Annotated in this window: 11 protein-coding genes; all 11 read left to right on the top strand. The window is 29.9% G+C overall.

Annotated elements, in window-relative coordinates; all coding sequences use genetic code 11:
* Nucleotides 1-183: 183 nt before the first annotated feature.
* Complete coding sequence (locus tag MM236_RS10100; protein WP_241274857.1) at nucleotides 184-1,428, top strand: hypothetical protein; 1,245 nt, start codon at nucleotides 184-186, stop codon at nucleotides 1,426-1,428.
* The gene (locus MM236_RS10095) at nucleotides 1,415-2,755 is read left to right on the top strand and encodes a lipopolysaccharide biosynthesis protein (RefSeq protein ID WP_241274856.1); all 1,341 of its coding nucleotides are present in this window, start codon (nucleotides 1,415-1,417) and stop codon (nucleotides 2,753-2,755) included. The genes MM236_RS10100 and MM236_RS10095 overlap by 14 nt, the downstream gene beginning before the upstream one ends.
* 464 nt (nucleotides 2,756-3,219) lie before the next feature.
* Entirely contained in the window at nucleotides 3,220-4,263 is a 1,044-nt protein-coding gene (locus MM236_RS10090; RefSeq protein ID WP_241274855.1) for a polysaccharide biosynthesis protein, read from the top strand.
* Between the two features lie 8 nt (nucleotides 4,264-4,271).
* The gene (locus tag MM236_RS10085) at nucleotides 4,272-5,390 is read left to right on the top strand and encodes a polysaccharide biosynthesis C-terminal domain-containing protein (protein WP_241274854.1); all 1,119 of its coding nucleotides are present in this window, start codon (nucleotides 4,272-4,274) and stop codon (nucleotides 5,388-5,390) included.
* Between the two features lie 104 nt (nucleotides 5,391-5,494).
* Entirely contained in the window at nucleotides 5,495-6,625 is a 1,131-nt protein-coding gene (gene wecB / locus MM236_RS10080; protein ID WP_241274853.1) for a non-hydrolyzing UDP-N-acetylglucosamine 2-epimerase, read from the top strand.
* A 10-nt stretch (nucleotides 6,626-6,635) separates the two neighbouring features.
* Nucleotides 6,636-7,820 carry a glycosyltransferase gene (locus MM236_RS10075; RefSeq protein WP_241274852.1) on the top strand — a complete coding sequence of 395 codons (1,185 nt, stop codon included), beginning with the start codon at nucleotides 6,636-6,638 and terminating at the stop codon, nucleotides 7,818-7,820.
* Nucleotides 7,821-7,824: 4 nt separating this feature from the next.
* Complete coding sequence (locus tag MM236_RS10070; protein WP_241274851.1) at nucleotides 7,825-8,934, top strand: glycosyltransferase family 4 protein; 1,110 nt, start codon at nucleotides 7,825-7,827, stop codon at nucleotides 8,932-8,934.
* A gap of 2 nt (nucleotides 8,935-8,936) precedes the next feature.
* Nucleotides 8,937-10,220 (top strand): alkaline phosphatase family protein, encoded by a 1,284-nt coding sequence (locus tag MM236_RS10065; RefSeq protein WP_241274850.1) that lies wholly within the window; start codon nucleotides 8,937-8,939, stop codon nucleotides 10,218-10,220.
* A gap of 31 nt (nucleotides 10,221-10,251) precedes the next feature.
* Nucleotides 10,252-10,692, top strand: coding sequence for a cupin domain-containing protein (locus MM236_RS10060; RefSeq protein WP_241274849.1), 441 nt, complete (start codon nucleotides 10,252-10,254; stop codon nucleotides 10,690-10,692).
* A complete protein-coding gene (locus MM236_RS10055; protein ID WP_241274848.1) occupies nucleotides 10,689-12,362 on the top strand; it encodes a capsule assembly Wzi family protein in 1,674 nt (557 codons plus the stop codon). The genes MM236_RS10060 and MM236_RS10055 overlap by 4 nt, the downstream gene beginning before the upstream one ends.
* A gap of 204 nt (nucleotides 12,363-12,566) precedes the next feature.
* Complete coding sequence (locus tag MM236_RS10050) at nucleotides 12,567-13,082, top strand: cupin domain-containing protein (protein WP_241274847.1); 516 nt, start codon at nucleotides 12,567-12,569, stop codon at nucleotides 13,080-13,082.
* Nucleotides 13,083-13,853 lie beyond the last annotated feature (771 nt).

The raw sequence follows: 13,853 nt of genomic DNA, 5'->3' as shown, positions 1-13,853 counted from the left end.
TGGCTCTGATATTAACTGACATTGGATATTCATAGAAATTGAACTTAATTGAGTAATTCACTATGGAATTGAAGCTACTAGCAAAAAAAAGAATGATTATATTATTTTAATAAAACTTTTTTTTAATCAATTCCCAGAACAATAATATAAGTTAAAAATATAACATAGTTTTTTAAAAAAAAATTGGCAACTTTTTCAAGCAATAGCAGTAATTTAATTAGATTTAAGAAGGAGTCTTTGACGATTTCTGTTTTATTAATTTTTGTTTTAATTACAAGTGGTTATCCTTTATCTTCTGTTCCTGGTAACTTTTGTTATCATTTATTAATATTACCTGTATTAATTCTAACTTTAAAAAGAAGAAATCATTTTTTCAAAAAAAATTATTCAACAATCTTTTATTTATTTTTCTTGTCCGTAACTGTATTTTCATTTTTAATAAATTTTAATATTGGTAATTTATCTACAAATTTAAAATTCATTTTGGTTTTGACTTTTTCATATGTTTTTACAAATAGATTTTCATTTGATCAATTTTCAGTTTTTTTTATTAAAATGATGAAAATAATTTCAGTAATTTCCTTAATTGGATATATTATTTTAAATCTAACAAATTTACAATTACCTTTAAGTACATTTAAGAATATTAATGATGTAGAATATTATAATGGAATAATTTATTTTGCGATTAAAAGTTTTAGTGTTTGGGGGAATGATGGCTTTAAAAGAAATATTGGTGCTTTTTGGGAACCAGGAATATTTGCCACTTATTTACTAGTAGCTATTACTTTAGAGCTTTGGAAAACAGGAAAATCTACAAAATTAAACTTAGCTCTGTTTTTAATAACGCTTCTAACTACAAAATCTACTTTTGCATATTTAATGATTTTCCCAATATTTATTTCTTTTTTAACTATTAATTCTGTGGTAAGTAAAAAGCAATATTTGTTATATTTATTAATATTGAGTTTAATCATTTTAGTTTATATGAATCTTAATTTAATTTTATATTTTTTGAATCAATTAAATCCAACTATTTTTGGAAAATTAGTGTCAGAATCTGTTTCCTTTAATGAAAGAATAGATTCACCTTTAACTAATATATTAATATTTAAAAATAATTTTCTTTTTGGTGCTGGCCTAGGAAATACTGAAAATCTTTTTGTTTTATTGACACATGGTTCCCAAACATCAACTTCAACATACTTTCTTGCAGCTTTTGGGGTTTCTGGTGTTTTTTATACAATTTCTTTTGTTATAGGAATTTTATCATTCGATAAAGTCAATATTATTTCAAGAATTACATTTCTAACTATTGTTTTGTCCCAAATTAATAAGGAACCACATATTTATTTTACTGCTACTTTTATTATATTATTTTATTTTTTGAAAAATATTAAACTTTCAAATGTCTATGGTTCTAAATAAAGTATTTAGTAAAATCAGTTCAAATATTGAGCTTTTTTGGAATATTATAGGCTCTATTGGTATCAAAGGGTTGGCAATGATAATTAATATTTTATCGTTACCAGCCTACATGAATTTTTTTTCAGAGTATGAAGTATTAGGTGTTTGGTTCACGATTATTTCTGTTTTAAATTGGATTTTAACATTTGATTTAGGTGTTGGCAACGGTTTAAGGAATTTAATCGTTAAACCATTGGGTATAAAAGATTTTATAACGGTTAAACAATACATATCAACTTCATATATCACTATTGGGATAATTGCATTTTTATTAAGTGTTTTTTTTGTAATATTTAATAACTTCATAAATTGGAATAAAATTCTTAATATAGATAATGGGTTATTATCCAATGAAACCTTAATTGTTTCAATTTCTATAATTTTTCTTGCTGTAACTTTACAATTGTTCCTAAGGCTAATTATATCTATATTGTATGCGTTGCAAAAAACAGCAATTGCTAACTTCATTTCTTTATTTTCAAATTTTAGTATTCTAATTTGTTTGATTTTTTTTAAAAAAAGCAGTATTTCAGAATCTTTAATTTTTATTTCTTATATATATTTTTTAGCAATAAATATACCTTTGTTAGTTGCTACAATCTTTGTTTTCTCAACGTATTTAAAAAATTCAAGACCAAATATTAGGTTTTACAGAAAAGAATTTTCTGTTAATGTTGTAGGTTTAGGCATGAAATTCCTGATTATTCAACTATCGCTTCTTATAATTAATTCATCAAATGAATTCTTAATTTCTAAATTTTATTCTCCAGAAAATGTAGTAGAATATCAAGCATATTTCAGAATTTTTAATTTGACAACGGTTTTGTTTTCAATTCTGACAATTCCAATTTGGTCAGGAATAACTAAAGCATTTGCAGAAGGAAGGATTGTTTGGATAAAAAAAGTTCAGAAATATTTAAACTTCACAGCCACTATTTTTTCGTTTTGTATTATTTTCGTCTCTATTTATTTTGAAGATATAGTCAATTTATGGTTGGGTAATGGAAAAGTAATCGCTAACTCTATGACAGTTGTTTATTTCAGTTTTTATTCAATCATTTTACTATATATTTATTCCGCTAATTGCATTGCAAATGGAATTAGTAAGTTAAAACCTCAATTGTTTACAAGCTTAATTGCTGCATTAATTAAAATTCCATTAATATACATTCTCTTTAAATATTTCTCTAATTGGAATTTGATTATGCTTGTAAATGTATTAATAATGCTTCCAGCAGTTTTTGTTCAGCCATTTGTAAATTGGAAATATTTAAAACAACATAAATAAATTAATAGTTTTTACAATCGTGATTTATGTAAATAAGGCTAATATTTTCATTAAAACTAAATATTTTCACTTCGTTATTTTAATATTTTCTTGATTAGAGTAATTTTTATGAAAGTCTTATTTTCATCAATAACCAATAAATTTATAACTGTTTTAATCTCTCCTTTAAAATTTTTTATATTTGTACAATTGGTTTTTCATTTTAAAACAGAATTGATATTTAAAAACAAATTACATTTTTAAATATTCTAACATGGTTTATTTAAAGTAATTAATAAAATTCAACATGATTACCCTAAAAAACAACAGAAGCGAAATTAAAATGCTAGCCCAAGCGGATGATTTCTGTTTGTTATTGTTAGATAAGTTATCAATTGATTTAAAAATAAAACATTTTGTCTGGTCACTGGTAAAAAGGCGTAAATACTTAAAAATTCAAATTCTCCATTTAATAATTATAAATAATGTCAAAATTCAAAAAAAAATTATTGATCACAGGCGGTACGGGATCTTTTGGTAATGCTGTGCTAAATAGGTTTGTCTCTACAGAAAAGTTTTCTGAAATAAGAATTTTCAGTAGGGATGAAAAAAAGCAAGATGATCTTCGTAAAAGAGTAAATAACCCAAAAGTCAAATTTTATATTGGCGATGTAAGAGACGCAAGGAGTATAGAATCTGCAGTAAATGGCGTTGATTATATTTTTCATGCAGCTGCTTTAAAGCAAGTTCCGTCATGTGAATTTTTTCCTCTGGAAGCGGTTAAGACCAATATTTTAGGAACTGATAATTTGTTGTCTGCGGCTGAAAAATATCAAGTAAAAAAAGCAGTAGTCTTAAGTACTGATAAAGCAGCTTATCCTATCAATGCTATGGGAATGTCCAAAGCACTAATGGAGAAGGTAATGGTTGCCAAATCGAGAAATTTAAATGATGATATTTCGGTTTTTTGTGGTACTAGGTATGGAAATGTAATGGCCTCAAGAGGCTCGGTTATTCCATTGTTTATTGATCAAATAAAAAATGGAAATCCCATTACGATTACTGATCCCAACATGACTAGGTTTATGATGACTTTGGAAGATGCTGTAGACTTGGTTCTTTATGCTTTTGACCACAGTAATCAAGGAGATTTATTTGTTCAAAAATCCCCTGGCGCAACAATTGAAGTACTTGCAATTGCCCTAATGGAACTTTATAATAAAAAAGTGGATGTCAAAGTGATCGGTACCCGACATGGAGAAAAACTGTATGAAACTTTAGTGAATAGAGAGGATATGGTAAAAGCAGAAGATTTGGGTGATTATTATAGAATTCCTGCAGATACAAGAGATTTAAATTACAATCAATTTTTTTCAGAAGGAGAGTTAAATGTTTCAAATTTTGAAGAATACCATTCTCATAATACCCATAGACTTGATGTCGAAGGTATGAAATCCCTGCTTTTGAAATTACCGATGATTAAGAAGGATATTTTAGGAGATACTGATATTTTACAATACCCAGAATAATTTTCAATATGATTAATGTAGGAATTACAGGACAAAATGGGTTTGTAGGGTCTCACCTTTATAAAACAATTTCTTTATTCCCAGATGAATTTGCCCTCATTGATTTTCAACGAAGTTATTTTGATGATAAGAATTTACTAGATCAATTTGTGAGGCAATGTGATGTAATCATTCATCTTGCTGCACTAAATAGGCATAATGATGCGGATCAAATTTATAATGTAAACACCCAGCTTGTTGAGAAATTAAGAGCAGCCTTAGAAAGGGAAAAAGTTGCTCCACATGTAATTATATCTTCTTCAACACAGGAAGAAAGAGATAATGTGTATGGCAAATCAAAAAGAGCGGGTAGAGAAATGCTTTTGGGATGGGCTCAGCAAGTGGATGCCAAATTTACTGGCTTAATTATCCCCAACGTATTTGGCCCATTTGGAGAGCCTTTTTACAATTCAGTTGTGGCTACTTTTTGTCATCAAATAAGCAGGGGAGAACAGCCTAAGATAGAAGTAGATGGGTATCTCAAACTGATTTATGTCGGAGAATTAGTATTAGAAATTATAAAAGTAATTAGGGATGGAGTCAATTCACCAAAATTAGAATTAGCATATACTGCTGAAGCGAAGGTTTCTGAAATCATGCAGCTGCTTAACGATTTTAAAGAATCTTATCAAGATAATGGTCAAATCCCAAGTCTCAAAGAAAGATTTGAAATCCAACTTTTCAATACTTTCAGATGCTACATGGATATAAAGAATTATTTCCCAAGGAAATTTATTCAGCATATCGATAATAGAGGTGCATTTGTAGAGGTGATAAGACTAGGTATTGGTGGACAAGTTTCATATTCTACAACAGTTCCGGGTATTATTAGAGGGAATCATTTTCATACTAGAAAAATTGAAAGATTTTCAGTAATTAAAGGTAAAGCACTCATTCAACTAAGAAAGATTGGTACTGACGATATATTAGATTTCTATTTGGATGGAAATGAACCAAGCTATGTTGATATGCCAATTTGGTACACCCATAACATCAAAAATATTGGGGAAGACGAATTACTAACAGTATTCTGGATCAATGAACACTATGACCCTAATGACCCTGATACTTATTTTGTGCCTGTTTAAATTAGTACGAAAGTATTTCTTTATACTGAATTAACTCTAAAATTAATTTTAATTAAAAAATCTGTGGAAGTCAGCTTGATCAGCTTTATCCGCGTTCCAATACAATGAAAAAACTAAAAGTAATGACAGTTGTTGGTACTAGACCTGAAATTATCAGACTTTCAAGGGTGCTTACAGCATTAGATAAGTCTGAGGCAATTGAACATATTCTAGTCCATACTGGTCAAAATTATGACTATGAGTTGAATCAGATATTTTTTGAGGATCTCCAACTTCGTAAACCTGATTACTTCTTAGACGCAGCAGGCGAAACAGCAACTGTTACAATTGGTCAAATTTTGATAAAAATTGATTCAGTATTAGATTTGGTAAAACCTGATGCTTTCTTAGTTTTGGGAGATACAAATTCTTGTCTTTGTGCTATACCTGCCAAAAAGAAACAAATTCCTATATTTCATATGGAGGCTGGAAATAGATGTTTTGATCAAAGAGTTCCTGAGGAGACTAACCGTAAGATTGTGGATCATATCTCCGATATTAATTTGACCTATAGTGATATTGCTAGAGAATACTTACTTAGGGAAGGAATATCGGCTGATAGGATTATTAAAACTGGTTCACCGATGTATGAAGTCCTTCATTTTCATGCAGAGAGAATTAAGAAATCTGAAGTCCTTTCGAGGTTGCAACTTAAAGTAGGTGAGTTTTTTGTGGTCTCTTCACATAGAGCAGAAAACATAAACAGTGAGAAAAACTTCCTTGGATTGATATCTAGTTTAAACCTTTTGGCTGAAAAATATAATTATCCAATTATAGTCAGCACACATCCGCGAACTAGAAAAATGATTGAGTCTAAAAATGTTAAAACACATCCATTAATTCAATTTTTAAAACCTTTGGGTTTTATAGATTACAATGCATTGCAAAAAAATGCTTTTGCAGTTCTTTCTGATAGTGGGACTATTTCAGAAGAATCTTCAATTTTAAATTTTAGAGCTCTCAATATTAGAGATGCTCATGAAAGACCCGAAGCAATGGAAGAGACTTCAGTAATGATGGTGGGTATGAATCCAGAACGGATTCTACAGGGTATTTCACAATTAGCCAATCAAAAAGTTGATAAAGAACGAAATTTTAGATTAGTTGAAGATTATTCTATGCCAAATGTATCTGAAAAAGTGGTCAGAATTATTATTTCTTATGTTGATTATATTAGTAGATTAGTTTATAATTAATTATATATAGATGGTTGTAAATATATTGTATTTTGGAAATTTCAACTTTCCATATGGAAATGCGGCTGGAGCTAGAGTTTTAGGTAATGGAAAATCTTTGAGAGAGGCTGGACATAATATCGTTTTTGTTGATTTAAATGAAAGTGGTCGGTTTAATATTTCTTCTAAAAAAACATTTGATGGTTTTATTTGTCATAGCCTTCCTTCACCTACTGCATTTGACAGACTTTTTTTCTGGAAATATTTTTTAATACTTAAAGAGATAGTTAAAAAAGAAAAAATCCAAGTATTTATACTATATGGAAATCCAGTGATTTCCTTCCTTCATCTTTTGCTTAATACTTTTTGTGCAAAAAATAAAATTAAGTTTGTTGTAGATGTAGCAGATTGGCATTCTGCTAATTCAGGAAATTATTTTATTAGGTTAGTAAAACTTTTTGATATTCAGTTTAGGATGAAATATTTAAATTGCAAATCAAATGGGGTTATTACTATAAGTTCGTACTTAAGAAATTTCTATTTGTCCAAAGGGAAAAATGCAGTTCTTATTCCGCCATTAATTGATAAATTCAGATATAGTAATTTAAAGTTTAATTTAAATTTTGATAGAGTTAATTTAATTTATGTTGGTTATCCATTCCCTAATAGAAATGGGCGTTCAGTTTCTAAATCGGCTTACAAGGATAGGTTAGATATAATTATAGAATCTCTTTTCAAAGTGAAAAATCGTAATTTTATTTTCGATATTTACGGAATTTCAAAAGAAGAATATCTAAAAGTCATTAATTTTCACAGAAATATCTTGACTGAGCTAAAAGAAAATATAGTTTTTCATGGTAAAGTTGAAAACTCTAAAGCTCTTCAATATATCGCAAATGCTGATTTTTCAATATTATTTAGAGAAAATAACCGATTATCTAATTCAGGTTTTCCAACGAAATTTGTAGAAAGTATTTCTTGTGGTACTCCAATGCTGACTACTTATACAAGTGATTTAGAAAGGTATTTATCTGTGGATAGACTTGGATTTGGAGTAAGTCCAGAAAAAAACACTGATTTTATCAAATTGCTTGAAGAAATATTGTCATTTGATAAAGCAAAAATATTGTTTTTAAAGAAATCTTGTTTTGAATATGAAAATTTCTCTTTTCAAAAATACTCCGTTAATTTTAATCATTTTATAACGCAACTTTAAAAATTTGAAAATTGTAATATTTGATAATGCGTATTGGAATATTTTAAATTTCCGGAAAGATTTAGTAAAAGCTCTGATTTTTAATGATCATGAAATTATTGCTGTGGCACCTAAATCAGAGAAGTTTCAAGCAGATCTTGAAGAAATTGGTATTAAGTGTGTCCCTATTAATTTTAAGGTAAATGGAGTTAATCCACTTTCGGACATTCTTTTATGCGTTCGTTTTTTTATTTTTTTCTTAAAATCACCCAAAATTGATGTTGTTCTAACCTATACAATAAAGCCGACATTATATGTCACTTTGGTTGCTAAACTATTTGGAATTAAAGTCATAAATAATATTAGTGGATTGGGTTCTATTTTTATTAATAAAAGTGTTATCACCAAACTTGTTTTAATTTTTTATAGATTAGTTTTTAGTTTATCTGATTGGATTTTTTTTCAAAACATTCATGATTTAGAATACTTTAAAGAAAAGAATTTTCTAAAGTTGAATTATTCTGTTATTCCTGGATCTGGAGTTAACCTCGAATCATTTAAAATTAAAAGAAAAAATAACCTAGGTAAAAAGTTTTTATTTGTGGGTAGAATTATGGGAGAGAAAGGTATTAGAGAGCTTATTGCTGCTGCGCAGGAACTTTCTAAAGAATTTCTCGATTTAGAATTTTATTTTGTTGGAGAAATCGGGTACAATAATTTCTCTTCTATCCCGATTTTAGAAGTAGATAATTGGAAAATCTCCAATAGTAACTTTTACTTTTTAGGTAAAGTGAGTAATATTAAAGAATTTTATGAAGCAGCAGATATTATGGTATTACCTTCTTACCGTGAAGGACTTTCTAAAAGCCTAATTGAAGCCTCTGCAATGAGTTTACCAATAATTACTACTGATGTCCCTGGTTGTTCAGATGTTGTGATAGATAGAGAAAATGGTTTGTTGGTGAAAGTAAGAAGTAGCAGTGATTTATTAGAGAAAATGAGAACAATGATTATGATGGATGAAATGGACAGAATAAAAATGGGGAATTTGGGAAGGCAATTTGCTTTAGAAAAATTTGACGTTCAATTAGTAATAAATTCATATTTGAAAGTGTTAAAAATTTATCAAAAATAATTATGAAAAAGACAATTTTGTTAGGTTTAAATGAACTCAATTTCGAATTCATTAATTATTACATTAATGAGGGTTCATTAAAGAATTTTAAAAAACTTTTTAACGAAAATCAAATTGTTGAAACTAAATCAGAAGATAAATATCATTTATTGGAACCTTGGATACAATGGGTCACAGTTACTACTGGTAAAAGTTTTGATGAACATAAAGTATTTAGATTAGGCGATATAGTTGATAGAAAAGACTTAACTCAAATCTTTGAAGCAATTGAAGAAAAAGGATATACAGTTGGTGCAGTCAGTCCTTTTAATGTTGATAATAGACTTGTTAAACCTGTTTTTTTTGCCCCAGATCCTTGGACTAAAACAAAACCTATTGGGAACAAAATATTTGTAGGTTTAAGTGATGCTGTAAGCCAAGCAGTCAATGATAATGCACACGGAAAATTAACAAAAAAATCAATCTTAGCATTAGTTAAAGGCCTTGGGAAATATACCTCTCCGAAAGACTATGCTTATTACATGAATAAGATTTCAAAATTAAAAACACAAATTGGCGTAAGAGCTATTATCCTTGATAAATTACTATCTGATACGTTTATAAAGGAGTGGAAAAAAAGTACCCCTGACTTTGCTAACCTTTTTCTCAACACTGGAGCCCATTTTCAGCATCATTACATGTTCAATTCTTCGGCATACAAGGGAGGCTATAACAATCCAGAGTGGTATTGTCCAAAAGATCAGGATCCTTTGTTCGAAATCCTAGAATTATATGATAGAATATTAGGTAAATTATTAAAGCTTGATGTTAGGCTTATTGTTGCGACAGGTCTACATCAAAAACCTCATGAAAAACTAACATTTTATTGGAGAATTAAAGAGCATGCAGATTTCTTAAAAAAGATTGGAGTTACCAATTATTCGAATGTTGTTCCAAGAATGTCAAGAGATTTTTTAATTGAGTTTAATTCTTCGGAGGAAGCAAAAGAAGGAGAAAAAGTTTTAAGTAAATATATAAATGCTAATGGTGATGAAAGGATTTTTGAAATAGATAATCGTGGAAAAAGTTTATTTGTTGAATTAATTTTCTCTTCAGATATTGATGATGACTTTAGTATCAAAGGGGATATTATTGTGAATAATTTTAAAAAGTATATTGCTTTTGTCGCCATAAAAAATGGAGAACATGATGGAATAGGTTATGTTGTTGATACAGAAAATAGAATTAAAGATAAATCGATAAGTCTAAAAGAACTCTATAGTTATCTTGTTGAGGACTATGTATGATTTTATTTTCTCTGAAAAAAAAATATAGTTTATGGTTAATTTAAGTTCAGAAGGAATATCATTTATTGATGATAGAGGCAAGCTAGTAGCATTCAATGATTTTTCTCTAGAGAAAATTAAAAGAATGTATCAAATTGAACATTCAGATACTTCTATTATAAGAGCTTGGCAGGGGCATAGAGTTGAAAGTAAATGGTTTTATGTTATATCAGGATCATTTACTATTGGTTATGTAAAAATTGATGATTTTATTACCCCGTCAGAAAAGTTAATTGCCAATTATAAAAACATATCTGTTAACGATAATAAGGTTTTACATATACCAGCTGGCTATGCAAATGGTTTGAAGGCAATTGAACCCCAATCAAAGCTGATCATATTTTCTGACTTATCGTTAGAGGAAGCTAAGGAAGATAATTATAAATTTGATTCTAATCTTTGGTTGGATTGGGATGATTTAAAATCAATATGAAAAAATATTTTATTATATTTTTATTGAGTTGCTGTATTTTTCAAATAACTGAAATCTATTCTCAAAACTTAATATCCAACAATCTCCAACTTCAAGAGTATTTGAGAAGAATGCAGTTAAAAGATGGTTTTGATTCAGTACAATCCTCCTTTAATTTTAGAACTTTTCAACCTAATCAGATCAAAGACTTTTCCTTATCGATAATAGACAATAATCAAGAGGTAGGATTTAAACAAATAAAATTTGGCGTGTTGCCATTTTTCCAAAGATTACAATTTAACACAAATAGACCATATGGATGGGGCGACGGGGCAATGATTCCTTCCAAGGGTTTTCAATCATATACTTCAACTGGATTTTTTGCGAAATTATCAATCTTAAAAATCCAAATCCAACCAGAATTAATGTTTGCTCAAAATCAATCTTTTGATGGATTTGGTAATAACAGAACACCACAACAAGTTTTTGATAGATTTAGATTTTATAACAGTGATGATTTACCAGAGCGCTTTGGAGATGGAGCATACACCAGTGTATGGTGGGGACAGACGAAAATTAGTCTAGAGTTTGGTGCATTTGAAACTGGAATTAGCACACAAAACATTTGGTGGGGGCCGGGTCAATGGAATGCTTTGACCTTTTCAAACAATGCGCAGGGATTCCCACATTTGACTATGAATACAATCAAACCAGCTAAGACTTTCTTTGGAAATTTTGAAGGGCAAATTATTGTCGGTAAACTAGAAAATTCAGGTTTTGCACCTACACAATTTGATGATTTAAATGATAGATTTTTTAGAAGATTTTCTGGAGATTGGAGATATTTAAATGGGATTACAATATCTTATAATCCAAAATGGGTTCCTGGTTTATTTTTAAGTCTCTCTAGAACCTATCAGCAATATAATGAGCTTAGGGGAAATGAGTTTAGAGACTTTTTTCCGATTTTTGATGCATTTCAAAAAACTGAGGTGGGTTTTGATCGAGATGCAGACGGAAAAGATCAACAAGCAAGTGTTGCCGTTAGATACGTAGCATCAAAAGCAAAAGCAGAGGTGTACTTTGAATTTGGAAGAAGAGATCATGCTTTTAACTGGCGGGAGGCCATTATAAATCCAGAGCATGCTAGAGCATATCTTTTTGGATTCAAAAAACTATTTGAATTGACTCAGGAAAATAAAATGGTTCAAATAGGTGGGGAAATTACACATCAGCAAGAATCTATAAATAGATATATCAGATATCCAGGATTGTTGGGTGGAGGTTCTTGGCATACACATGGGATAGCCAGAGGATTTGCAAATTATGGCCAACCATTGGGAGTAGGTATAGGAACTGGTTCCAATATACAGACATTGGAAGTTTCTTTGGTAGATAAATTTGATAAGTTTGGGATACTTTTTGAACGCTTGGAAAACCATCAAGATTTCTATTACCGGGCTTTTGGTCAGCAGAAAGAGCATCAGCCTTGGATAGATCTGAGTGTAGGCTTCTTATTTGATAAGCAGTGGAATAATCTCCTCCTAAGTTCAAAACTTCAGTTGATCAATGGTATGAACTACCAATGGCAACTAGCTCCTGACAGTACACCTGAATTTCCTAAAGGGGAAAATCTATTCTCTGTGCATAGTCAGGTTAGTTTGATATACTTGTTTCAAAAGCAGCAGTAGGAGTTTTGGGTAGGAGCGTTTGGTGTTTAAGGTTCAGCGTTTATCGTTCAGTGTCTAACGCTTAACGTTTAACGCTTTTAACGCTTAACATTCTTAATGTTTAACACTCTTAACGCTTAACTCCCTTAACGCTCTCAACGCTTAACGTTTTACTACACTAATGCTTATCGCTATAAATGTTCACCTCTTAACCACCAAAAAACAATGTTCAAATCACTAGATCAAAATCTCGAAAAAAACGAAGTATTCACCCAAATTGAAGTACAATTAAAAAACTTTGATTTTGAAATCATCGCCCAGGATCAAAATAGACCATGGGGTGGTTTTTTTGTGATTGACCCTAACCAAATAGCGGCTTTCAAAGAAATGTTTTTCAAGGAAGTAGATATTGATCTGACTAATAACCTTTCCTTTAGTCCCAAGATCCTTTTGGTCGCACCCAATCAAAAACTTTCTTGGCAGTATCATTACAGAAGGTCTGAATTGTGGAAGTTGGTAACAGGGGAAGCTGCGATCGCCAGGTCTGAAACAGACAAAGAGAATCCTTCCGAACCCATGATCAAAGACCAAGTAGTCAAACTCGCACAAGGGGAAAGACATCGCTTGATTGGTACTGATGGATGGGGAGTAGTAGCAGAAATCTGGGTTCATACAGATGCCAACAATCCTTCCAATGAAGAAGATATTGTCAGGTTGCAGGATGATTATGCTAGGAAGTAAGGTTATCTGCTCGCTAAGGGGGCTAAGTAACAAAGTTCCGCAAAAATAGAATCAGTTTAAGATAGAGGAAATTTCTTGGTAAATTAGCATCAAGCAAAATGAATTTTAAAAACCCCGTTTTACTTAGGTATTCCGGGGTTTTATTATTTTATGGGTTATAGATTAATTTTTTCAATATTAGGTTAGTGAGTATTTATTGAAATTGGCTTTTTTGTCAATGCCATCATAAAAACTTAATTAGTTAGATCAATTCAATAAGTTGATAACTGGTTTCTGAGGGAATATTTGAATGATTAGGAGTTATCAATTTTCACATTGGAAGTAAAGAGTTACCCTGTAAGCTTAAATGAGTGATACTTGAAAAAGTAGCAATATTTTTAAAAGACAATTGCTTGCTAGCGGGATAGCGTGCAAGACAAAAAAAGTGGGGAAATGAATACCGTAACTTCATTTCCCCACAAAAAACTGATAGGATTCAAAAACCTAGTACAATGATTTTCCTATATACCTTATATAAAGAATAGAAAAGCTGCTTAAATCACCGATGTAAAATTACGTCTTAATTCAATCCCAAAAAATACCAAGTAGTTGGTATTTTTTATCAAAAATTGCACTAAAAATTGTACTTTTTTTATAAAATAAACCCTTTTTCTCAAAATTAATCATCTTACTTGGGGGAATGGATGTTGGTTGAATTTTCGATGTTCAATGTTAATCGTTCAATCGTTCAACGTTAATCGTTCAACGTTCAATCGTTAATCGTTAATCGTT

The organism is Belliella calami (assembly GCF_022549695.1).
Taxonomy (GTDB): Bacteria; Bacteroidota; Bacteroidia; order Cytophagales; family Cyclobacteriaceae; genus Belliella; species Belliella calami.
Note: the sequence above shows the minus strand (reverse complement) of the source record. Positions and strands in the feature narration are given on the sequence as shown.

Excerpts from the sequence above, each read along its gene's own strand:
- MM236_RS10060 (WP_241274849.1), top strand. The coding sequence starts at position 10,252 with ATGGTTAATTTAAGTTCAGAAGGAATATCATTTATTGATGATAGAGGC.
- MM236_RS10085 (WP_241274854.1), top strand. The coding sequence starts at position 4,272 with ATGATTAATGTAGGAATTACAGGACAAAATGGGTTTGTAGGGTCTCAC.
- MM236_RS10090 (WP_241274855.1), top strand. The coding sequence starts at position 3,220 with ATGTCAAAATTCAAAAAAAAATTATTGATCACAGGCGGTACGGGATCT.
- MM236_RS10065 (WP_241274850.1), top strand. The coding sequence starts at position 8,937 with ATGAAAAAGACAATTTTGTTAGGTTTAAATGAACTCAATTTCGAATTC.
- MM236_RS10055 (WP_241274848.1), top strand. The coding sequence starts at position 10,689 with ATGAAAAAATATTTTATTATATTTTTATTGAGTTGCTGTATTTTTCAA.
- MM236_RS10050 (WP_241274847.1), top strand. The coding sequence starts at position 12,567 with ATGTTCAAATCACTAGATCAAAATCTCGAAAAAAACGAAGTATTCACC.
- MM236_RS10075 (WP_241274852.1), top strand. The coding sequence starts at position 6,636 with ATGGTTGTAAATATATTGTATTTTGGAAATTTCAACTTTCCATATGGA.
- MM236_RS10095 (WP_241274856.1), top strand. The coding sequence starts at position 1,415 with ATGGTTCTAAATAAAGTATTTAGTAAAATCAGTTCAAATATTGAGCTT.
- wecB (WP_241274853.1), top strand. The coding sequence starts at position 5,495 with ATGAAAAAACTAAAAGTAATGACAGTTGTTGGTACTAGACCTGAAATT.